We start from the raw sequence: 20,876 nt of genomic DNA, 5'->3' as shown, positions 1-20,876 counted from the left end.
GCGGCGCACCCCGACCCGAGGGGCACGCCCTACCCGACCTCCACCGGCTCCAGCTGCAGCGACCGCGCCGCCGTCGCGGCCCGCACCAGCGCCCGCATCACCCGCAGGTCCTCGCCCTGCTCCGGATGCCACTGCACCCCGAGCGTGAACCCCGGCCCCTCCACCGCCTCCACCGTCCCGTCCGGCGCGTGCGCGCTCACCCGCAGCCCGGTCCCCAGCCGGTCCACCGCCTGGTGGTGGAAGGTCGGCACGGTCAGCTCGGGCTCCGGCAGCAGCCCGCCCAGCAGCGTCCCCGGCACCGGCCGCACCACATGCGTCCCGTACCGGCCGGGCGAACCCGCGTGCACATCCACGTCCACCACGTCCGGCAGGTGCTGGATCAGCGTGCCCCCGCACACCACGTTGAGCACCTGCATGCCCCGGCAGATCCCCAGCAACGGCATCCCCGCCGCCAGCGCCGCCCGCAGCAGCGCCGACTCCCAGACGTCGCGCTCGACCGTGTCCACATCGGTCAGCGGGTGCGGCGGCTGCCCGTAGTAGGCGGGGTCGATGTCCGGTCCGCCCGCGACGACCAGTGCGTCCAGCCGGGCGAGCACCTCCGGCGCGCGCTCGGGGGCGTCGGGCGGCAGGAGCACCGCGATCCCGCCCGAATTCTGTACATAGGCGGTGTACCGCTCGGGCACCAGGGCCACCCGGCGGTCCCGCCAGTCGCTCCAACTCGCGTCCACCAGATAGGTGCTGACGCCGACAATAGGCCTGCGATCCATGGCGCGCATTCTCCTCCCGTCCCGCCCGATCACCCGTCAACCTCGCACCTCGGCGCGCCACACCCGTCCGCCCTCTTCCGTGCTGTCAGCGCCAGGCCGTACGGTTCGCTGTGACCGCTCGGTCTCGCTGCGTGATCGAGGAAGAGGAGGAGGGCGTCCGCCATGTCCGACCGCACCACCGCACCCGGGGCCGCCGGGCCCGGCACCCCCCGGCGGCGCGCCCCGCTCACCCTCGACGAGCTGCGCGCGCTGGTCGACGCGGGCGAGGTCCACACCGTCGCCCTGGCCTTCACCGACATGCAGGGCCGACTCCAGGGCAAGCGCTTCGCCGCCGGCTTCTTCCTCGACGAGGTGGCCGAGCACGGCGCCGACGCCTGCGAGTACCTGCTGGCCGTCGACGTCGAACTCAACACCGTGGACGGCTACGCGCTCTCCTCCTGGGAGACCGGCTACGGCGACTTCGCCATGCGCCCCGACCTGTCGACCCTCCGCCTGACCCCCTGGCAGCCCGGCACCGCCCAGGTCACCGCCGACCTGGCCGGCCACGGCGGCCACCCGGTGGCCGCCGCGCCCCGCCAGCTGCTGCGCCGCCAGATCGCCCGGCTCGCCGAGTACGGCCTGGCCGCCGACATCGGCACCGAGCTGGAGTTCCTGGTCTTCCGCGACACCTACGAACAAGCCTGGCAGGGCGGCTACCGCGGCCTCACCCCGGCCAACCTCTACAACGTCGACTACTCGCTGCTGGGCACCGCCCGGGTCGAGCCGCTGCTCTCCCGGATCCGCACCGAGATGGCCGGCGCGGGCCTGGTGGTGGAGTCCGCCAAGGGCGAGTGCAACCTCGGCCAGCACGAGATCGCCTTCCGGTACGCCGACGCGCTCACCACCTGCGACCAGCACAGCGTCTACAAGACCGGCGCCAAGGAGATCGCCGCCCAACTCGGCTGCGCACTCACCTTCATGGCCAAGTACGACCAGCGCGAGGGCAACAGCTGCCACATCCACCTGTCGCTGCGGGACGCGGTGGGCGCCCCGGCGTTCGCCGCCGCCGACGGCCGGATGACCGACACCATGCGGCACTTCCTGGCCGGGCAGCTGCTCGCGCTGCGCGAGTTCACCCTGCTGTACGCGCCGAACATCAACTCCTACAAGCGCTACCGCCCCGGCTCGTTCGCGCCGACCGCGGTCGCCTGGGGCCGGGACAACCGGACCTGCGCCTACCGGGTGGTGGGGCACGGCGCGGGCCTGCGGATGGAGAACCGGGTGCCCGGCGGGGACGTCAACCCCTACCTGGCGGTGGCCGGCATGATCGCCGCCGGCCTGCACGGCGTCCAGCAGAAACTGGAGCTGCCCGCCCCCTGCCTGGGCAACGCCTACGCCGTCGAGGACTACGCCCGGGTGCCCGGCTCGCTGCGCGAGGCCGCCGACCTGTGGGGCGCCAGCGAACTCGCCCGCACGGCCTTCGGGGACGACGTGGTCGAGCACTACCTCCACATGGCCCGGGTCGAGCAGGACGCCTACGACGGCGCGATCACCGACTGGGAGCGCTACCGATCCTTCGAGCGGATGTGAGCACCATCGACACGACCACCACCACCCTCACCGAGGCGGCGCCCCCCGCCTGCACCGTCCGCAACCCCGCCACCGGCGAGGTCCTCGCCACCCTGCCCGACACCACGCCAGGGCAGCTCGACGCCGCCGTGCGGCGCGCCGTCGCGGCCCAGTGCGGCTGGGCCGCCCTGCCGCCCGGCGAACGGGCCCGGCTGCTGCGGCGCTTCGCCGACCAGGTGGACGTGCACGTCCCCGAACTCGCCGCGCTGGAGGTCACCGAGGCCGGCCACACCATCGGCAACGCCACCTGGGAGGCCGGCAACGTCCGCGACCTGCTGGAGTACGCCGCCGGGGGAGTGGAGCGCCTGACCGGGCGGCAGATCCCGGTGGCCGGCGGGCTGGACGTCACCTTCCGCGAACCGGTCGGCGTGGTCGGGGTGATCGCGCCGTGGAACTTCCCGATGCCGATCGCCGCCTGGGGCTTCGCGCCCGCCCTCGCGGCCGGCAACGCCGTCCTGCTCAAGCCCGCCGAGGCGACCCCGCTCACCGCGCTGCGGCTGGCCGAGCTCGCCCTCGCCGCCGGACTGCCCGAGGGCCTGTTCCAGGTGGTGCCGGGCTCCGGGGCGGTGACCGGCCGGGCGCTGGTGGACCACCCGGAGGTGCGGAAGATCGTCTTCACCGGCTCCACCCTGATCGGCAAGGAGGTCGCCGCCCGCTGCGCGGCCCGGGCCAAACGGGTGACCCTCGAACTCGGCGGCAAGAGCCCCAACATCGTCTTCGCCGACGCCGACCTCGCGGGCGCCGCCGACCCGATGTCCTTCCTCGACAACAGCGGCCAGGACTGCTGCGCCCGCAGCCGGATCCTGGTCCAGCGGGAGGTCCTCGACGACTTCCTGGCCCTGCTGCTGCCGGCCGTCGAGGCGGTCCGCACCGGCGACCCGGCCGATCCGCGGACCACGCTCGGCCCGCTGATCTCGGCCGCGCAGGTACGGCGGGTCGCCTCGTACGTGACGCCCGACCTGCCGGTGCTGGCCCGCGGCGCGGTGCCGGACGGCCCCGGCTTCTGGTACCCGCCGACGGTGCTGGCGCCGACCCGGCCGGACGTCCCGGCGGTCACGGAGGAGATCTTCGGCCCGGTCGCGGTGGTGCTCCCGTTCGAGGACGAGGCGGACGCACTGCGGCTGGCCAACGCCACCCGGTACGGCCTGTCCGGCTCGATCTGGACCCGCGACCTGGGCCGGGCGCTGCGGCTGGCCCGCGGGGTCGCGGCCGGGAACCTCTCGGTCAACTCGCACTCCTCGGTGCGCTACTGGACGCCGTTCGGCGGCTTCGGGGAGTCCGGGGTCGGCCGCGAGCTGGGGCCGGAGGCGCTGGCGCACTTCACCGAGACCAAGAACGTCTACATCCGCACCGATTCGTAGGAGCCGCCAGTGACCCGGAACGACCCCCGGCCGCACCACCCCCACGAGTCCGGGGAGGACGACGGGCGGGTCTGCCGCCGGCTGGTCGGGCGCACGGCCGTGATCACCGGTGCGGGCAGCGGGATCGGCCTGGCCTCGGCGCGCCGGCTCGCCGCCGAGGGCGCCCGGGTGGTCTGCGCCGACATCGACGAGGCCGCCGGGAAGGCGGCCGCCGAGGCGGTCGGCGGCCTGTTCGTGCACACCGACGTGACCGACCCGGCGATGGTCGAGGCGCTCTTCGACGAGGCCTACGAGACCTTCGGCAGCGTGGACGTCGCCTTCAACAACGCCGGCATCTCGCCGCCGGAGGACGACTCGATCCTCACCACCGGGCTGGACGCCTGGCGCCGGGTCCAGGAGGTCAACCTGACCTCGGTCTACCTGTGCTGCCGGGCCGTGCTGCCGTACATGCGCCGGCACGGGCGGGGTTCGATCATCAACACCGCGAGCTTCGTGGCCCGGACGGGCGCGGCGACCTCGCAGATCTCGTACACCGCGTCCAAGGGCGGGGTGCTGGCGATGTCGCGCGAGCTGGGCGTGCAGTTCGCCCGGGAGGGCATCCGGGTGAACGCGCTCTCCCCGGGGCCGGTGGACACCCCGCTGCTGCGCGAGCTGTTCGCCGCGGACCCGGAGCGGGCGGCGCGCCGCCTGGTGCACATCCCGCTCGGCCGCTTCGCCCGGCCGGAGGAGATCGCGGCCGCGGTGGCCTTCCTGGCCAGCGACGACTCCTCGTTCATGACGGCCGGCGAGTTCCTGGTGGACGGCGGGATCTCCGGCGCCTACGTGACGCCGCTGCACGGCCCCGGGGGGTGACCCGGGAGTGACCGGCTGCGACCCGGGGTGTGATCGGAAAGACACGTTCCGGGTGTTCGGAGGGGCCGGTCCCGCCTTCTCACGGTAATTTCATCGAAAAGGGCCGGAATTCGGGGTCCAGCTGATTTCGCGCTTATCCGGCTGCCTTTAGATTCTCTGTCGTGAGTGAGCAGATCCCCGCCGGGTGGTACCCGGACCCGAAGGACATCACCAGCGACCCGCGACCCCAGCGCTGGTGGGACGGCAAGGGCTGGACGGCCAGCACCCGGCCCGCACCCTCGGACGCGCCGCCGCCGGAGGCCCCGGCGGCCGGCGCTCCGGGGCCGGAGGAGACCGCCGAGACCCGGGTGCTGGAGGGCGAGGTGCTGGAGAGCGGACCGTCGGTCCGCTACCCGGAGCCGCCGCCCTTCGGCACCGCCTACGGTTCGCCGCCGCCCCCACCGCCGAAGCGGCGGCGCAAGCCGTCCAAGCTCGTGATCGCGGCCACCGTGGCGGCCGTGCTGGGCCTGGGCGTCGGCTCGGGCATCACCTACCTGGCGATGGACGACCACGGCGACCGGCACCACAGCGCGCGCCAGGCCGTTCCGCCCGGCGGCAACGGGAACGGGAACGGCGGCCCGTGGCGCGGTCTGCCGGACTTCGGCGACCCGGGCGGCAACGGCGGCAACGGCGGCAACAACAACGGCGGCCAGGGCAACGGCAACGGCAACGGCGGCCGGGGCAACGGGAACGGTGGCCAGGGCAACGGCGGCCAGGGCAACGGGAACGGCAACGGCGGCCGGGGCAACGGCGCCAACAGCAACCAGGCCATCGACGCGGTGAACCGGCTGGTCCTGTCCGTCCCCTCGGGCTGGGAGGGCGGCACCACCCGCGACGGCTTCGCCCTGATGACCGTCGGCTCCTACGACTGCGAGGGCGGCGGCAGCTGCTCGCTGGGCGGTGCCAACACCGGCCGGATCGACGGCGGCGGCACCGACGTCCAGGCGGCGGCCAAGGCCGACATCGACAAGGCCGTCAAGGACTCCTACAACGAGGTCCTCTCGCACCAGGAGCTCAAGTCCGAGGCGGTCAAGGTGGACGGCCGCGACGGCTACCTGGTCCGTTGGAAGGTGGACGCAGCCAAGGGCAACGACGGCTATGTGCAGACGGTGGTCTTCCCGTCCGCCGACGGCAAGTCGCTGGTCTCGGTGCACTTCGGCTTCGACATCGCCGACAAGGCGCCGGACGTCTCGGTGATGGACAGCATCCTCAAGGGCATCAACGACTACAGCGGCAAGCTGCCCGCGATCCCGGGCTTCCCCGGCGGCCAGGACGGCGGCGGCACCGGCACCTCCAACACCTGACCGCGGCAGTCGCCCCGGGGCCCCGACACGGGCCCCGGGCGCGGCCCGCACGATTGGCTCACGCACGGCGGCGGCCCGCCCGGAACACTCCGGGCGGGCCGCCGCCGTACTGCAACGGGTGGATCGGCCGGGGCAGGCGCCGAACAGGGGTTCGGGGACGGCGCCGCCCCGGCTTCCGGCGGTCAGCCGTCGTGTCGAACAGCCTCGACCCGTCGGCGCCGGAGCACCATGGCGGCCCAGCCGAGGCCGATCGCGGCGGCACCGGTGAGCAGCAGCGGCCCGGTGGCCGAACCGCCGCCGACCGCCGCGCTGTCGGCCGCGACGACCTTGCCGGCCGGCTCCTCGGCGTTGCCGCCGTGTCCGTGGTGGGCCACGGTGGACTTGGACTGACCGGCGGCGATCTGCGCCTCGCTCGGCGCTGCCGGGGCCTGGGCGGTGAGCGCGGAGACGGCCTCGGTGAGCGAGGCGCCCTTGCCGAAGTCGACGTCCGAGCAGCTGTAGAACGCCTCGGGGCTGTCGGTGCGCTGCCACACCATGTAGAGCAGCTGGCGGCCGGTGCGCTGCGGCAGGGTGCCGCTGTAGTTGTAGTAGCCGTTGTCGGAGGTGCGGAGGGTCGGCACCTGGGCGACCGGCACCGCGTCGAGGTCGGACCACTTCAGCGGCTGGGTGGGGTTCCAGCTCTGCTTGGTGATGTAGATGGTCTGGTTGCCCTGGTGCGGGGCGGTGACCCGGAACTTGAAGTCGATCTTTCCGGCGGTGACCGCGGTGGCCGGCCAGTCGGCGCGCGGCAGGTCCAGGGCCTTGTACTTGTCGCGGCCGGCGGAGCAGAGCTTGCCGTCCGGGATCAGCGCCTGGTGGTTGCCGGCGGCGTTGGCGAGGTTGACCTCGTTCCAGTCGTACAGCGGCTGGGTGCCGCTCAGCGCGACGAGGTCCTTGCAGATCTGCGACTTGGGGGTCTCCGGACCCTCGGCGTAGCAGGCCGCGATCCGGCTGACCGGGTTGGTCACGGTGCCGTGGGCGCCGGCCGTGCCGATGCCGGCCGCCGAGACGGAGAGGAACGCGGCGCCGATGACGCCGACGGACAGGGCGGTGCGCTTCATGGACATGGGGTGGGGACTCCTTGACCGTGTACCGGGCCGAGGTTGTGGGGGAGTGCCGGGCACGTCTGCCCGAGGGGCCGGTCGACCCGGCGGTCCGGTCCCTGGGCTGAGCGTATGATTGGACTAGACCAGCTGGCAATAGCGCGCTGTGGGCCACTTTTTGACGGAATGTAGCCCGTCGAGCAGCACAAAGGCCCGACGGGGCGCCGTAGTTAGGCATCCCATCGGGCCCTCTTAAGGTCCGGCCAAGGTCCGGCCAAGGTTCGGCCGGGGCTCCCGCGCCGGGGTTCAGTCCTTCGGGGGCGGGGACTGGTAGTTGTTGTACGTGGTGATCCGGCCGGCCTGGATCACGGACTCGGTGATCGTCCCGTGGTTGACCGTGTGGTTGTACACGGTGCTGCCCGGCTGCGGCGCCCGCGGTGCGAACTCCTCCAGGACGGCTCGGAGCCGGTCCACCGCCTGCGGGTCCTGCCGCAGCAGCCGGCGGAGCCGGTTGCGCAGCTCGGCGGCCTGGTCGCCGACCAGTTCGGCGTCGCCGTCCGCCCGGACCACCTCGACCCTGATCTCCTCCAGCTCGGCCGACACCTCCTCGGTGTCCCGGCCCCGCCCGAAGAGCGCGGCCAGGCGCGAACGGGCCTGCGTCCACGCCTCGGTGGCCATCAGCCCGACCACCGTCGTGGCCCCCGTCGTCACCAGCTGCGCGATCTCGGCCTCCACGGCCTCCCCCTCCGTCGGTGCGATCCCCGTCCACGGTAGTGGAACCGGGGTCCGGAGGGGGCGGAACGGCGCGGGCCGCGCGGCTCAGAGGAAGGTGTGCCCCTCGCCCCGGTAGGTGGGCACGGTGCGCACCACCCGGTCACCCTCCACCAGGTGCAACTCCGGGAAGCGCTCGCAGAGTTCTCCCGCCTTGGCGTGCCGGAACCAGACCCGGTCGCCGATCAGCAGGTCGTCCGCGGCCGCGCCGAGCAGCGGCGTCTGCACCTCGCCGGCCCCCTCCATCGGGTCGTAGCGCAGCCCGGCCGGCAGGTACGGCACGGGGGAGCGGTCCGGACCGGCCGCGCCGGACGCCGGGTAGCCGCCGCCCAGCACCGTCACCACGCCGAGCCCGGGCCGGCGGACCACCGGCTGGCCGAACAGGGCGGCCGGCCGGCCCCGGAACGAGCGGTAGTTGTCGAACAGCCGCGGCTGGTACAGCCCGGAGCCGGCCGCCACCTCGGTCACCGCGCGCTCGGCCACCGTCGACTCGACGCTGCCGGTGCCGCCGCCGTTGACGAACTCCAGCTCGGCCACCTGGCGCACCAGCCGGACCGTCGCCGCCCGCCGCTCGGCCAGCTCGGCCCGGGCCCGGGCCTGCATCAGCCGGATCAGGCCGGAGCGCACCGGCCGCCCGGGCACCGCGTCGCCCACGCCGGCGACGTGCCCCTCGTAGGCCATCAGCCCGACCACCCGGAAGCCCCGGCGGCGCTGCACCAGTTCGGCGAAGGCGGCCACGTCCCCGGGGGTGCGCAGCGGCGAGCGGCGGGCGCCGACCCGGACCCGGCCGCCGAGCAGGTGCAGCGCGGTGTCCAGCTCCAGGCAGACCCGCACCTCGGCGGAGCCGGCCCGGGCCGCGTCGACCAGGTCCAGCTGGGCCGGGTCGTCCAGGACCACGGTGACGGCGGCGGCCAGCTCCGGGTCGGCGGTCAGCTCGGCGAAGCCGGCGCGGTCGCTGGAGGGGTAGGCGAGCAGGATGTCGCGCAGGCCGGTGCGGGCCAGCCAGAGCGACTCGGCGAGGGTGAAGCCCATCACCCCGGCGAAGCCCTCCACGGCCAGTACCCGCTCCAGCAGGGCGCGGCAGCGCACCGACTTGCTGGCCACCCGGACCGGCTTGCCCCCGGCCCGGCGCACCAGGTCGGCGGCGTTGGCGTCGAAGGCCGCCAGGTCGACGACGGCCACCGGGCCGTCCAGATGGGCGGTGGCCCGGTCGTACCGGGCGCGGTCGGCGGCCGGGTTGTGCGCCCGGTGGTCGAGCGCGGCGGGCGGTCGGGCGGACGCGGTGCGGGCAGCGGCTTCGGGCGTGGCCATGGGCGCAGCGTGCCACACCCGCGCTACCCGCGGGTAGGGGTTGGACGGGGGACCTTCGGACGGGCGCGCCGGACCGGGAGCCCGGCCGGGACCTTCGGTCCGCGCGGGGCGGCCGCACGGTGGCATAGGGTCGGCCGGGTGGACCGCAACGACTTCCCGAACCCGGCCTTCGTCGGCAAGAGCATCCCCGACCCCGGCTTCTCCGGCGACGACGGCACCGCGGACCCGGCGCTGACCGCCGCGCTCGCCCGCTGGGCGCAGGACCCCGCCGCCGAGCCGCAGGTGCTGGCGGCGCTGGCGCCGACCCGGCTGATGGTGCCGATCGTGGCGATCCTCGGCGAGGTCGAGGTGGACGAGCACGGGCACAAGCACGACAAGAGCAGCGACATGGCCGTCCCGCTGGTCGAGGCCGCCGACGGCCGGCGCGCCCTGCCGGCCTTCACCTCGCTGGAGTCGCTGGCCCGCTGGCGGGCCGACGCCCGCCCGGCGCCGGTGGCCGCGCCCCAGGCCGCCATGGTCGCCTTCTCCGAGCGCGCGGACACCCTGCTGCTGGACCCGGCCGGGCCGGTGCCGTTCCTGCTGTCCGGGGCCCGGCTGCGCGCGCTGGCGGAGAACCGGCCGTACCTGGCGCCGGCCGCCGACCCGGAGGTGCGGGAGGCGGTGCGGGCGTTGCTGGCCGCCGAGCCGCAGGTGGTCGCCGGGGTGCTGGCGGCGGCCGAGGACTCGGACGGCGTGCTGGCGGTGGTCCTGGACCCGGCGCTGGACCGGGCCGGGATGCAGGAGGCCGCGCAGCGGGTGGGCCGGGCGGTCGCCACCGACCCGGTGCTGCGGGTGCGGCTGGACCTGGGGCTGGACCTGGCGGTCCTCCCGGCGGGCGCGGGGCTGCCCGGCGAACCGCTCTACCGGCGCTGACGACGGACGGAGGGGCACCTGCTCACGTGAGTAGGTGCCCCTCCGCCGTGCGCCGTCGGCTCAGGAGTAGACCGGCCCGGTGAACTTCTCGCCCGGGCCCGAGCCCGGGGCGTCCGGGACGATCGAGGCCTCGCGGAAGGCCAGCTGCAGCGAGCGCAGGCCGTCCCGCAGCGGCGCCGCGTGGAAGTTGCTGATCTCCGGGGCGCCGGCGGTGACCAGCCCGGCCAGCGCGGTGATGAGCTTGCGGGCCTCGTCGAGGTCCTTGTCCTTGTCGCCGCCCTCGGCGAGACCGCACTTGACGGCCGCGGCGCTCATCAGGTGCACCGCGACGGTGGTGATCACCTCGACGGCCGGGACCTCGGCGATGTCCCGGGTGAGGTCGTCGAAGCCGATCGCCTCGTCGTCCGCGGCGGGGTTCTGGATGGGCTCGCTGCTCAAGGGGGGCTCGTTCCGTCGTGCCGGTGTCCGTACAGAGGGAGCGTACAAGCCGGGCCGGGCCGGGGCGGAATGGCGTTCGACCCCCCGGCGCTGTATGCTTCGAGACTGACCGGCCAGGAATCCCCAGGGAACCCCGGCCAGCAAGAGGAGGCTCCACCCAGGAGGCCCGAGAGGGCAACCGCGAAAGTCTCCCACCCGAGCGGCCTCGCGGTCGACGGGTCCGGTCCGCGACGGGCGCCCAGCGCCGACAGTCGCCGCAGCACCCCTCACCGGGTGCCGCCCCCGGTTGTGTGGAGCCCCGCTTGTACCGAGCGGGGCTTTTTTCGTGTCGCGGTGTGGGCGTAGGGATCCACAGCGCAGCACGAATGAAGCCCCGCCCAGTGGTCGAGTCCACTACGTGCGACCGCCGCCCGACGGCCGCATCGCAGAAGGTGCAACCGAGGAGGCCCCATCAGCACCGAGCCCCGCATCAACGACCGGATTCGCGTCCCCGAGGTGCGACTCGTCGGTCCCAGCGGCGAGCAGGTCGGCATCGTGCCGCTTGCCAAGGCGCTGGAGCTCGCGCAGGAGTACGACCTCGACCTGGTCGAGGTCGCGGCGACCGCCCGGCCGCCGGTGTGCAAGCTCATGGACTACGGCAAGTTCAAGTACGAGTCGGCCATGAAGGCCCGTGAGGCGCGCAAGAACCAGGCGCACACGGTCATCAAGGAGATGAAGCTCCGGCCGAAGATCGATCCGCACGACTATGACACCAAGAAGGGTCACGTCGTTCGGTTCCTCAAGCAGGGCGACAAGGTCAAGATCACGATCATGTTCCGTGGTCGTGAGCAGTCCCGCCCCGAGCTGGGCTTCCGTCTGCTCCAGCGGCTCGCCGACGACGTCCAGGACCTGGGCTTCGTCGAGTCGTCGCCCAAGCAGGACGGCCGAAACATGATCATGGTCCTCGGCCCGCACAAGAAGAAGACCGAGGCGATGGCCGAGGCCCGCGCCCTCGCTGACGCCCGCAAGGCCGAGCGTCAGGGCCGGACCCCCGGTTCCGACGCCGCCTCGGACTCCGAGGATCTCCTCGAGGCCCAGGACGAGCTCCTGGAGTCCGAGGACGTCGCCGAGGACCTCACGGAGGACCTCGCCGAGGCCCAGGACGCCGCCGCCGAGACGGAGGCCCCCGAGGCCGCCGCTCCGGTCGAGCAGCCGGCCGAGGCCTCCCAGGGCGCCTGACCTTCCCCGGTCAGAGCGGCCCGGGAGACCGGCCACCAGGGTGACAGGGCATCCGCCCGGTCACCGCAGATCCATCCTTCACGCCCGCGCGGCGCACACCGCGCGGGCGTGGACGGACCGACGAGGAGATACGGCGACATGCCGAAGCAGAAGACGCACAGTGGCGCCAGCAAGCGCTTCAAGATCAGTGGCTCTGGCAAGGTGCTGCGCGAGCGCGCCGGCCGCCGCCACCTCCTGGAGCACAAGCCCTCGACGCTGACCCGCAAGCTGGCCGGGACGGTCGAGCTGGCCCCCGCCGACGCCAAGAAGATCAAGAAGCTTCTCGGCAAGTGATCGCCCTCCCGCCCGGCGCCAGCCGTGTGCGGGGCAGCTGATCCTTCCCGACCCATTCGAATGACGGACCACGTGAAGTAGTCCGTGGTCCAACCCAAGGAGTAATCAAGTGGCACGCGTCAAGCGGGCAGTGAACGCCCACAAGAAGCGCCGGGTCATCCTGGAGCGCGCCAGCGGCTACCGCGGCCAGCGCTCGCGCCTGTACCGCAAGGCCAAGGAGCAGGTCACCCACTCGCTGGTCTACAACTTCAACGACCGCAAGAAGCGCAAGGGCGACTTCCGTCAGCTGTGGATCCAGCGCATCAACGCTGCGGCCCGTGCCAACGGCATCACCTACAACCGCTTCGTGCAGGGCCTGAAGGCCGCCAGCGTCGAGATCGACCGCAAGATGCTGGCCGACCTGGCCGTCAACGACCCGGGTGCGTTCGCCGCGCTCGTCGAGGTCGCCCAGAAGGCGCTGCCGGCCGACGTCAACGCCCCGAAGGCCGCCGCCGACGCCGCCTGATCCTCGGATCAGTTGTGTTGAGCTGACCGGACCCGCAGGCTCGATCCTGCGGGTCCGGTTTTGCGTTACCGCGCAGCGTCACCGCACAGACGCCAGTACAGAGACGAGACCATGCCGAGCACCGACACGCCCCTGCTCACCTCCCTGCGCTCGCCGCGCGTCATCGCCGCCCGGAGGCTCGCCAAGCGCAGCCAGCGCGGCAAGGAGCGCCGCTTCCTCGCCGAGGGCCCGCAGGCCGTGCGCGAGGCCGTCGCGTACGGGCGGCTGCCGGGCTCGGGCGAGCACGTCGTCGTCGAGGTGTACGCCACGGTCGAGGCCGCCGAACGGCACGCCGGGATCGTCGAGTCCGCGCTGGCCGAGGGGCTGCCGGTGCTCACCGCCACGGACGAGGTGATCGCCGGGATCTGCGACACCGTCACCCCGCAGGGCATCGTCGCCCTCTGCCGCTTCATCGACACCCCGTTCGCCGAGGTGCTGGCCGCCCGGCCGAAGCTGGTCGCCGTGCTCGCCCACGTCCGCGACCCCGGGAACGCCGGCACCGTGCTGCGCACCGCCGACGCGGCCGGGGCCGACGCCGTGGTGCTCACCGACGCCTCCGTGGACCTCTACAACCCGAAGGCCGTGCGGGCCTCGGTCGGCAGCCTGTTCCACCTCCCGGTCGCCGTCGGCGTGCCGGTCGAGGAGGCGATCGGCCGGCTGCGCGAGGCCGGCGTGCGGGTGCTCGCCGCCGACGGCGCGGGGGAGCGCGACCTCGACCAGGAGCTCGACGAGGGCACCCTGGGCGCGCCCGGCGCGTGGGTGTTCGGCAACGAGGCGTGGGGGCTCCCGGAGGAGACCCGCGCGCTCACCGACGAGGTCGTGCGCGTGCCGATCCACGGGCACGCCGAGAGCCTCAACCTGGCCACCGCCGCCGCGGTCTGCCTGTACGCCTCGGCCCGCGCCCAGCGCTCGCCCGGCGGGTGCCGCGCGGCCGCCCGGTAGCGGCCGCCGGCGGCACCCCCGCCCGGCCTGGCTGCGCGCCACGCCCGGCCGTCCCGGGGCCGGTCCCCCGGCGACAGCCCGGGAACGGGGCCGCCCGGGCGCGCCGGGAACTCGTCGTGGGCCCTATTACCCGAGGCTGGGAGGCGCTAGGGTCTGCCTCGGTGGGGGGAAAGACACGGTGGGTAATCGGGGAGGACACCCATGGTCGGCAGCGGGCCAGAGCTCGACCCGGACGACCTGCCGGACGGCCTGGTGGTCGCCGACGCGTTGGGCCGGGTGGTCTGCTTCAACCGCGCCGCCGCCCGGCTGACCGGCGTCCAACCGGGGGCCGCCCTCGGCAGCGGACTGGAGGACGTCCTCCCGCTGGAGGACCTCGACGGCCGCCGCTGGTGGCAGCTGACCGACCCGTACGGCGGCCTCGCCGTCCGCACCAGCCAGCCGGAGCGCAATCTGCTGCTGCCCGGCGGCCGCGAGGTACTGGTCTCCGCCCGCTACGTGCGGTCCCGCCCCAAGGGGCCGGTGGAGAAGCTGGTGATCGCCCTGCGCGGCACCGAGGCCCGCCGCCGCACCGAGCGCAGCCACGCCGAACTGATCGCCACCGTCGCCCACGAGCTGCGCTCGCCGCTCACCAGTGTCAAGGGCTTCACGGCGACCCTGCTCGCCAAGTGGGAGCGGTTCACCGACGGGCAGAAGCGGCTGATGCTGGAGACCGTGGACGCGGACGCCGACCGGGTCACCCGGTTGATCGCCGAGCTGCTCGACATCTCCCGGATCGACGCGGGCCGGCTGGAGCTGCGCAAGCAGGTGGTCGACCTGGGCGCCGCCGTCCGCCGCCACGTCGAGCGCAAGGTCGCCACCGGCATCCCCGAGGACCGCTTCGACATCCGGATCGGCGAGCCGCTGACGGTGCTGTGGGCGGACCCGGACAAGGTCGACCAGGTGCTCGCCAACCTGCTGGAAAATGCGGTGCGCCACGGCGAGGGGACTGTCACCATCGAGGTGGCACCGGCCAAGGAGGTCGTCGAGGCCCCCGTCTGGGAGCGCCCCGGCACCCCGCCCCGCATCGTGGAAGGCACAGCGGTCACCGTGAGCGACGAAGGAAGCGGCATCCCCGAAGAGGCGGTCCCACGCGTCTTCACCCGCTTCTGGCGCGGCTCCAGGCGCGGCGGCACCGGCCTCGGCCTCTACATCGTCAAGGGCATCGTCGAGGCCCACGGCGGCTCGATCCGGGTGGACCGCGCACCCGGCGGCGGCGCCCGGTTCCGATTCGTCCTGCCCGCCGGGATCCCCGACTTCATGCTCTGAACGAGCACCGGCGCCCTGCCCCGCAGGGCGCGGTCGGTCCACGGGCGGGCTTGACGGCGGTCGCGCTACGCGCTGCGACTACACTCGACCTTTGGCGTTGTGGAACGCCCTGCGCGGTTGTGCCGCGGACATCCCACCTCCCCCGTTCGGAGACCGGCTGCCCGTGCCCCGGCCACGCCGGGCGTGACGCGGTGGCCCCCTCCTGCCCGTCGGCGGGCCCGGAGGGCGCACGAGCCCCCTTACCTGAGCACGGACGAGCAGGAGCACGGGAAGATAGAGATGTCGGCACCCAACAAGTCGTACGACCCGGTCGAGGTCGAGGCCCTCAAGCCCGAGGTGGTGGAGGCGGCCCGGGACGAGGCGCTCGCCGCGTTCGCCGCCGCCACCAGCCTCGACGAGCTGAAGCAGGCCAAGGTCGCCCACACCGGCGACCGCTCCGCGCTCTCCCTCGCCAACCGCGAGATCGGCGCCCTGCCCCCGCACGCCAAGGCCGCCGCCGGCAAGCTGATCGGCCAGGCCCGGGGCGCCGTCAACCAGGCCCTCGCCAAGCGGCAGGGCGAACTGGAGGCCGAGCGCGACGCCCGGGTGCTGGTCGAGGAGGCGGTGGACGTCACCCTGCCCTACGACCGCACCCCGCGCGGCGCCCGCCACCCGCTGACCACGCTGGCCGAGCGCATCGAGGACACCTTCGTCGCGATGGGCTACCAGGTCGCCGAGGGCCCCGAGGTCGAGGCCGAGTGGCTGAACTTCGACGCCCTCAACCTGGGCCCGGACCACCCGGCCCGCTCCATGCAGGACACCTTCTTCGTCCGGGCCCCGGACGGCTCCGCCGACTCCGGCGTGGTGCTGCGCACCCAGACCTCCCCGGTCCAGGCCCGCACCCTGCTCGACCGCGAGCCCCCCGTCTACGTGGTCTGCCCCGGCCGGGTCTACCGCACCGACGAGCTGGACGCCACCCACACCCCGGTCTTCCGGCAGGTCGAGGGCCTGGCCGTGGACGAGGGCATCACCTTCGCCGACCTCAAGGGCACCATCGAGCAGCTGGTCTCGACCCTGATCGGCGACGGCCTGGAACTGCGCTGGCGGCCCTCGTACTTCCCGTTCACCGAGCCGAGTGCCGAGATCGACCTGCAGTGCTTCGTGTGCCGCGGCGAGTCGGTCGGCAACCCGGACCGGCCCTGCCGCACCTGCGGCTCCGAGGGCTGGATCGAGCTCGGCGGCTGCGGCGTCGTCAACCCGCGGGTGCTGGTCGCCTGCGGTGTCGACCCCGACCGCTACAGCGGGTTCGCGTTCGGCCTGGGCCTGGAGCGGATCCTGATGAACCGTCACAACGTCGCCGACATGCGCGACATGGTCGAGGGTGACGTGCGCTTCACCCTCCCGTTCGGGATGGAGATCTGATGCGCGTCCCGCTTTCCTGGCTGCGCGAGTACGTCGACCTGCCGGCCGGCGAGACCGGCCGCGACGTGGCCGAGCGCCTGGTCCGGGCCGGCCTGGAGGTCGAGACCGTCGAGCAGATCGGCGGCGACCTCAAGGGCCCGCTGGTGGTCGGCGAGGTGCTCTCCATCGAGGAGCTGACCGGCTTCAAGAAGCCGATCCGGCACTGCTGGGTCAACGTCGGCGAGGCCAACGGCACCGGCGACCCGCAGGAGATCGTCTGCGGCGCGACCAACTTCGCCGTCGGCGACAAGGTCGTCGTGGTCCTCCCGGGCGCCGTGCTGCCCGGTCCGTTCCCGATCGCCGCCCGCCAGACCTACGGCCACACCTCGGCCGGCATGATCTGCTCCGCCCGCGAGCTGGGCATGGGCGACGACCACGACGGCATCATCGTGCTGCCGCCCGAGTACGAGCCCGGCACCGACGCGATCGAGCTGCTCCAGCTGGTCGACGAGGTGCTCGACATCGCCGTCACCCCGGACCGCGGCTACTGCCTGTCCATGCGCGGCGTCGCCCGCGAGGCCGCCGCCGCGTACGGGCTGCCGCTGGCCGACCCGGCGCTGCTCGACGTGCCGCCGGCGAACTCCTTCGGCTACCTGGTGAAGGTCAACGACCCGGCCGGCTGCGACCGCTTCGTGGCCCGCACCGTGGTCGGCATCGACCCGGCCGCCAAGTCCCCGATCTGGCTCCAGCGCCGGCTGCAGAAGGCGGGTATCCGCCCGATCTCGCTCGCCGTCGACATCACCAACTACGTGATGCTGGAGGTCGGGCAGCCGCTGCACGCCTACGACAAGCAGCGCGTGGACGGCCCGATCACGGTCCGCCGGGCCGAGCCGGGCGAGAGCCTGACCACCCTCGACGGCGTCAAGCGCACGCTGTCCGCCGAGGACCTGCTGATCTGCGACAACAGCGGCCCGATCGGCCTGGCCGGTGTCATGGGCGGCGCCTCCACCGAGATCCTCGACCCGGCCGCCGGCCCGGGCACCACCGAGGTGATCATCGAGGCGGCGCACTTCGACCCGGTCGCCATCGCCCGCGGTGCCAAGCGGCACAAGCTGCCCTCCGAGGCGTCCAAGCGCTTCGAGCGCGGCGTCGACCCGGAGGCCGCCCGCGCCGCCGCGCAGCGCGCCGTCGACCTGCTGGTGCTGATCGCCGGCGGCACCGCCGAGGCCGGTGTCACCGACATCGCCGCCCCGCACCCGGTGCGCACCATCACCATCGCCGCCGACCTGCCCGACCGGGTCGCCGGCACCGGGTACGGCCGCGAGACCGTCACCCGGCGCCTCCAGGAGATCGGCTGCTCGGTCTCCGGCGCCGACGTCCTGGAGGTCACCCCGCCGACCTGGCGCCCCGACCTCACCGACCCGTACGACCTCGCGGAGGAGGTCATCCGACTGGAGGGGTACGACAACGTCCCCGCCCGGATGCCCACCGTCCCGCCGGGCAAGGGCCTGACCGAGGCCCAGCGGACGCACCGCCGGGTGGGCGTGGCGCTGGCCGGCGCCGGCTTCGTCGAGGTCAACAACTACCCGTTCGTCGGCGAGGCGTCCTTCGACGCGCTCGGCCTGGAGCCGGACGACCGCCGCCGCCGGACGGTGACGCTGGTCAACCCGCTCAACGACGAGGAGCCGGGGCTGCGCACCACGCTGCTGCCGGGCCTGCTCGGGGCGCTGCGCCGCAACATCGGCCGCGGCAACACCGATCTGGCGATCTTCGAGACGGGGACGGTGTTCCTGCCGAAGGACGAGCTGTCGGTCGCCCCGCGCCCGGCCGTCGACCGCCGTCCCAGCGCCGAGGAGCTGGCCGCGCTGGACGCCGCGCTGCCGCACCAGCCGCGCCGGGTCGCGGTGGCGCTGGCCGGCGAGCGGCTGCCGTCCGGCTGGTGGGGCAAGGGCTCCGCGGCCGGCTGGGCCGACGCGATCGAGGCCGCCCGCGCGGTGGCCCGGGCCGCCGGTGTCGAGCTGGACGTGCGCCGGGGCCAGCTGCTGCCCTGGCACCCGGGCCGCTGCGCCGAGCTGGTCGTGGCGGGCACCGACCGGGTGGTCGGCCACGCCGGTGAGCTGCACCCGCGCGCCGTCAAGGCGCTGGGCCTGCCCGAGCGCACCGCCGCGATGGAGCTCGACCTGGACCTGCTGTCCGCCGACGGCGCCGTGCGGGTCGACGGCCCGCCGGTCTCCGGGTTCCCGGTGGCCACCCAGGACGTCGCGCTGATCGTCGACGCGGCCGTGCCGGCCGCCGAGGTCGAGGCCGCGCTGCGGGCCGGGGCCGGCGAGCTGCTGGAGGCGATCCGACTGTTCGACGTCTTCACCGGCGAGCAGGTCGGCGAGGGCCGCAAGTCGCTGGCGTACGCGCTGCGGTTCCGCGCCGCGGACCGGACGCTGACCGCCGACGAGGCGAGCGCCGCCCGCGAGGCGGCCGTCGCCGAGGCCGTCGCCCGCACCGGCGCGGTGCTGCGCGGCGCCTGACGGACAGTCCGCCCAGCGGTACGAGGGCCCCGACCGGAGTTCCGGTCGGGGCCTTTCGCATGACCGGGCCCGCAAAGATGGCGTCAGGGCCTTGCGCGGTGGTGGGCGTGAACGCTTCAATCTAGTTAGGAAACTTTCCTAACTCTCCTCATGGGTCCGGAGACCCCCATGCCCCGGACCAGGGAAACGGAGCGCCCCATGCGACTCAAGCACCCCACCGCCCGGCTCGCCCTCGCCGCCCTGCTGGTCGCCGTCCCGGCCAGTGTCGCGGCCGCCGGCACCGTCCACGCCGCCCCGGCCCCCGCGAGCGCCACCCGGCTCGCGGCCGTCGGCCTGGACGACCCGCACAAGAAGGACATCGCCATGCAGCTGGTGTCCAGCGCCGAGAACTCCTCCCTCGACTGGAAGTCCCAGTACAAGTACATCGAGGACATCAAGGACGGCCGCGGCTACACCGCCGGCATCATCGGCTTCTGTTCCGGCACCGGCGACATGCTCGACCTGGTCGAGCACTACACCGACCTCAAGCCGGGCAACATCCTCGCCAAGTACCTCCCGGCGCTGCGCAAGGTCAACGGCACCGAGTCGCACGCCGGCCTCGGCTCCGCCTTCGAGAAGGACTGGGCCACCGCCGCCAAGGACAGCGTCTTCCAGCAGGCCCAGAACGACGAGCGCGACCGCGTCTACTTCAACCCCGCGGTCAACCAGGCCAAGGCCGACGGCCTGCGCGCGCTCGGCCAGTTCGCCTACTACGACGCGATCGTCATGCACGGCCCCGGCGACAGCTCGGACAGCTTCGGCGGCATCCGCAAGGCCGCGATGAAGAAGGCCAAGACCCCCGCCCAGGGCGGCGACGAGGCCGCCTACCTCAAGGCCTTCCTGGCGGCCCGCAAGACCGTGATGCTGAAGGAGGAGGCCCACTCCGACACCAGCCGGGTCGACACCGAGCAGACGGTGTTCCTCAACGCCAAGAACTTCGACCTCAACCCGCCGCTGAAGTGGAAGGTCTACGGGGACAGCTACGCCATCAACAGCTGACGGACCGCCGGGTGGCGGGCGGGAGGCGCGGCGGCGGCCGGGCCTCCCGCCGCGGGCGTGCCCGGAACGGACGTGCGGTGCCCCGTAATTCGGATGACGGTCGAACGCGTGCGCTGGTAGCGTCCCCGACGTGGCAAAGCTGAACCAGATCATCGCCGTCGAAAAGGGCGTCAAGTCGAAGTCCTTCCAGGAGCTGACGCAGTCCCACCAGGACTTGCAGAAGCCCCCGCTGCTGGCCGGCATCTCCCGTACCTACCAGCCCAAGGACGAGGAGGGGGAGCAGCTCCCGCCGGAGTCCACCCGGGTCCAGATCAAGGCCGAGGACGTGCTGCGGGCCACGGCCACCACCCTGACCAGGCTGTTCGACGTGGTCGCGACCAAGGACTGGGCGAACACCACCGCCCGCGCGGACGTGGTGGTGGACGGCCGCACCCTCGTCGCCGACGCGCCGGTCACCTACCTGCTCTTCCTGGAGAAGCAGCTCACCGACCTGCGGACCTTCGTCCGCAAGCTGCCCGTGCTGGACGCCGCCGAGGCCTGGAGCCACGACCCGTCCACGGACTCCTGGAAGACCGAGGCGGTGCGCACCAACCGGACCAGGAAGGTGCCGCGCAACCACGTCAAGGCCGAGGCGACCGAGAAGCACCCGGCCCAGGTCGAGGTGTACTACGAGGACATCGCGATCGGCTACTGGACGACGGTGAAGTTCTCCGGGGCGCTCCCGGCCCGGCGGGTCAACGAGCTCGTCGAGCGGGTCGAGAAGCTCCAGCAGGCCGTGCAGTTCGCCCGCGAGGAGGCCAACGGGGCCGAGGTCGACGACCGCAGGGTGGGCGACGCGGTGTTCGGCTACCTGTTCGGGTAGCCCCATGATCGCCCCCGGGTGAGACCGGGGGTGGCGCGAAGAGCGCAAGCTGATACTGAGGTTGAAGCTGATACCGGGGAAATGGTGGGGGTTCGATTCCCTCCTCCGGCACCACCTGCCGGAGTGGCCCAAATGGCAGAGGCGCCCCGTAAGACTCAGACTCTCGCTCAAGACTCAGCATTCGCCGCCGAGTGCCGGATCGACCGGGTGTGTGCTACAGCGTGGGTTGCGGGTTCGACTCCCGTCTGCGCCTCTCCGTGGCGCGGTAGCTTCAATGGCAGAGCAAC

At 73.4% G+C, this 20,876-nt stretch carries 19 protein-coding genes; 14 read left to right on the top strand and 5 right to left on the bottom strand.

All coding sequences use genetic code 11. From position 1 onward, the window contains the following. Positions 1 to 29: 29 nt before the first annotated feature. Positions 30 to 767: a gamma-glutamyl-gamma-aminobutyrate hydrolase family protein gene (locus tag BI06_RS25600; RefSeq protein WP_030395959.1), complete on the bottom strand. Its 738-nt coding sequence runs from the start codon at positions 765 to 767 to the stop codon at positions 30 to 32. Positions 768 to 929: 162 nt separating this feature from the next. Between BI06_RS25600 and BI06_RS25595 the strand changes: the two genes are divergently transcribed. From BI06_RS25595 to BI06_RS25580, 4 genes are all read left to right on the top strand, one after another. Further along, positions 930 to 2,336, top strand: coding sequence for a glutamine synthetase family protein (locus BI06_RS25595; protein WP_051741831.1), 1,407 nt, complete (start codon positions 930 to 932; stop codon positions 2,334 to 2,336). Continuing rightward, positions 2,333 to 3,736, top strand: a complete 1,404-nt coding sequence (locus BI06_RS25590) for an aldehyde dehydrogenase (RefSeq protein WP_233290290.1) — start codon at positions 2,333 to 2,335, stop codon at positions 3,734 to 3,736. The genes BI06_RS25595 and BI06_RS25590 overlap by 4 nt, the downstream gene beginning before the upstream one ends. A gap of 9 nt (positions 3,737 to 3,745) precedes the next feature. Further along, entirely contained in the window at positions 3,746 to 4,588 is an 843-nt protein-coding gene (locus tag BI06_RS25585; RefSeq protein ID WP_051741829.1) for a 3-oxoacyl-ACP reductase, read from the top strand. Positions 4,589 to 4,749: 161 nt separating this feature from the next. Further along, complete coding sequence (locus tag BI06_RS25580; protein WP_043471906.1) at positions 4,750 to 5,931, top strand: DUF2510 domain-containing protein; 1,182 nt, start codon at positions 4,750 to 4,752, stop codon at positions 5,929 to 5,931. 182 nt (positions 5,932 to 6,113) lie between these two features. Here the strand turns inward: BI06_RS25580 and BI06_RS25575 are convergent, their stop codons facing one another. The 3 genes from BI06_RS25575 to BI06_RS25565 form a co-directional block, all read right to left on the bottom strand. Beyond that, the gene (locus BI06_RS25575) at positions 6,114 to 7,037 is read right to left on the bottom strand and encodes a lytic polysaccharide monooxygenase (protein ID WP_043471903.1); all 924 of its coding nucleotides are present in this window, start codon (positions 7,035 to 7,037) and stop codon (positions 6,114 to 6,116) included. Between the two features lie 282 nt (positions 7,038 to 7,319). Then, positions 7,320 to 7,748 carry a hypothetical protein gene (locus BI06_RS25570; protein WP_030395965.1) on the bottom strand — a complete coding sequence of 143 codons (429 nt, stop codon included), beginning with the start codon at positions 7,746 to 7,748 and terminating at the stop codon, positions 7,320 to 7,322. 84 nt (positions 7,749 to 7,832) lie between these two features. Then, a complete protein-coding gene (locus BI06_RS25565; RefSeq protein WP_082558675.1) occupies positions 7,833 to 9,095 on the bottom strand; it encodes an amino acid deaminase/aldolase in 1,263 nt (420 codons plus the stop codon). A gap of 138 nt (positions 9,096 to 9,233) precedes the next feature. On the opposite strand from BI06_RS25565, the gene BI06_RS25560 reads away from it, so the two are divergent. After that, the gene (locus BI06_RS25560; protein WP_051741827.1) at positions 9,234 to 10,007 is read left to right on the top strand and encodes an SseB family protein; all 774 of its coding nucleotides are present in this window, start codon (positions 9,234 to 9,236) and stop codon (positions 10,005 to 10,007) included. A 60-nt stretch (positions 10,008 to 10,067) separates the two neighbouring features. Here the strand turns inward: BI06_RS25560 and BI06_RS25555 are convergent, their stop codons facing one another. After that, the gene (locus tag BI06_RS25555; RefSeq protein ID WP_051741826.1) at positions 10,068 to 10,445 is read right to left on the bottom strand and encodes a DUF1844 domain-containing protein; all 378 of its coding nucleotides are present in this window, start codon (positions 10,443 to 10,445) and stop codon (positions 10,068 to 10,070) included. 450 nt (positions 10,446 to 10,895) lie between these two features. Here BI06_RS25555 and infC point away from each other — a divergent pair, with 450 nt between their 5' ends. The 9 genes from infC (at position 10,896) to BI06_RS25510 (ending at position 20,589) form a co-directional block, all read left to right on the top strand. Further along, a complete protein-coding gene (gene infC / locus BI06_RS25550) occupies positions 10,896 to 11,663 on the top strand; it encodes a translation initiation factor IF-3 (RefSeq protein ID WP_051741824.1) in 768 nt (255 codons plus the stop codon). Positions 11,664 to 11,801: 138 nt separating this feature from the next. After that, on the top strand, positions 11,802 to 11,996 hold the full coding sequence (gene rpmI / locus BI06_RS25545; protein ID WP_030055648.1) for a 50S ribosomal protein L35: 195 nt from the start codon (positions 11,802 to 11,804) through the stop codon (positions 11,994 to 11,996). 109 nt (positions 11,997 to 12,105) lie between these two features. Continuing rightward, positions 12,106 to 12,501, top strand: a complete 396-nt coding sequence (gene rplT, locus BI06_RS25540; RefSeq protein ID WP_030395970.1) for a 50S ribosomal protein L20 — start codon at positions 12,106 to 12,108, stop codon at positions 12,499 to 12,501. A gap of 111 nt (positions 12,502 to 12,612) precedes the next feature. Next, complete coding sequence (locus BI06_RS25535) at positions 12,613 to 13,482, top strand: RNA methyltransferase (RefSeq protein WP_030395971.1); 870 nt, start codon at positions 12,613 to 12,615, stop codon at positions 13,480 to 13,482. 201 nt (positions 13,483 to 13,683) lie between these two features. Continuing rightward, entirely contained in the window at positions 13,684 to 14,787 is a 1,104-nt protein-coding gene (locus BI06_RS25530) for a sensor histidine kinase KdpD (protein ID WP_030395972.1), read from the top strand. A gap of 279 nt (positions 14,788 to 15,066) precedes the next feature. Further along, positions 15,067 to 16,188, top strand: a complete 1,122-nt coding sequence (gene pheS / locus BI06_RS25525; protein WP_043471896.1) for a phenylalanine--tRNA ligase subunit alpha — start codon at positions 15,067 to 15,069, stop codon at positions 16,186 to 16,188. Further along, on the top strand, positions 16,188 to 18,689 hold the full coding sequence (gene pheT, locus BI06_RS25520) for a phenylalanine--tRNA ligase subunit beta (RefSeq protein WP_030395974.1): 2,502 nt from the start codon (positions 16,188 to 16,190) through the stop codon (positions 18,687 to 18,689). Before pheS ends, pheT begins: the two co-directional genes overlap by 1 nt. Before the next feature lie 198 nt (positions 18,690 to 18,887). Continuing rightward, positions 18,888 to 19,727, top strand: coding sequence for a chitosanase (locus tag BI06_RS25515; protein WP_030395975.1), 840 nt, complete (start codon positions 18,888 to 18,890; stop codon positions 19,725 to 19,727). Positions 19,728 to 19,857: 130 nt separating this feature from the next. Continuing rightward, positions 19,858 to 20,589 carry a hypothetical protein gene (locus tag BI06_RS25510; RefSeq protein ID WP_030395976.1) on the top strand — a complete coding sequence of 244 codons (732 nt, stop codon included), beginning with the start codon at positions 19,858 to 19,860 and terminating at the stop codon, positions 20,587 to 20,589. Positions 20,590 to 20,876: the final 287 nt, after the last annotated feature.

Origin of the sequence: Kitasatospora sp. MBT66, assembly GCF_000710405.2 — a bacterium.
GTDB lineage: Bacteria > Actinomycetota > Actinomycetes > Streptomycetales > Streptomycetaceae > Kitasatospora > Kitasatospora purpeofusca.
This window is presented reverse-complemented; position numbering and strand designations above follow the sequence as displayed.

Excerpts from the sequence above, each read along its gene's own strand:
- BI06_RS25535 (WP_030395971.1), top strand. The coding sequence starts at position 12,613 with ATGCCGAGCACCGACACGCCCCTGCTCACCTCCCTGCGCTCGCCGCGC.
- pheT (WP_030395974.1), top strand. The coding sequence starts at position 16,188 with ATGCGCGTCCCGCTTTCCTGGCTGCGCGAGTACGTCGACCTGCCGGCC.
- BI06_RS25575 (WP_043471903.1), bottom strand. The coding sequence starts at position 7,037 with ATGTCCATGAAGCGCACCGCCCTGTCCGTCGGCGTCATCGGCGCCGCG.
- BI06_RS25600 (WP_030395959.1), bottom strand. The coding sequence starts at position 767 with ATGGATCGCAGGCCTATTGTCGGCGTCAGCACCTATCTGGTGGACGCG.
- BI06_RS25515 (WP_030395975.1), top strand. The coding sequence starts at position 18,888 with ATGCGACTCAAGCACCCCACCGCCCGGCTCGCCCTCGCCGCCCTGCTG.
- BI06_RS25530 (WP_030395972.1), top strand. The coding sequence starts at position 13,684 with ATGGTCGGCAGCGGGCCAGAGCTCGACCCGGACGACCTGCCGGACGGC.
- BI06_RS25595 (WP_051741831.1), top strand. The coding sequence starts at position 930 with ATGTCCGACCGCACCACCGCACCCGGGGCCGCCGGGCCCGGCACCCCC.
- rpmI (WP_030055648.1), top strand. The coding sequence starts at position 11,802 with ATGCCGAAGCAGAAGACGCACAGTGGCGCCAGCAAGCGCTTCAAGATC.
- BI06_RS25565 (WP_082558675.1), bottom strand. The coding sequence starts at position 9,095 with ATGGCCACGCCCGAAGCCGCTGCCCGCACCGCGTCCGCCCGACCGCCC.
- pheS (WP_043471896.1), top strand. The coding sequence starts at position 15,067 with ATGTCGGCACCCAACAAGTCGTACGACCCGGTCGAGGTCGAGGCCCTC.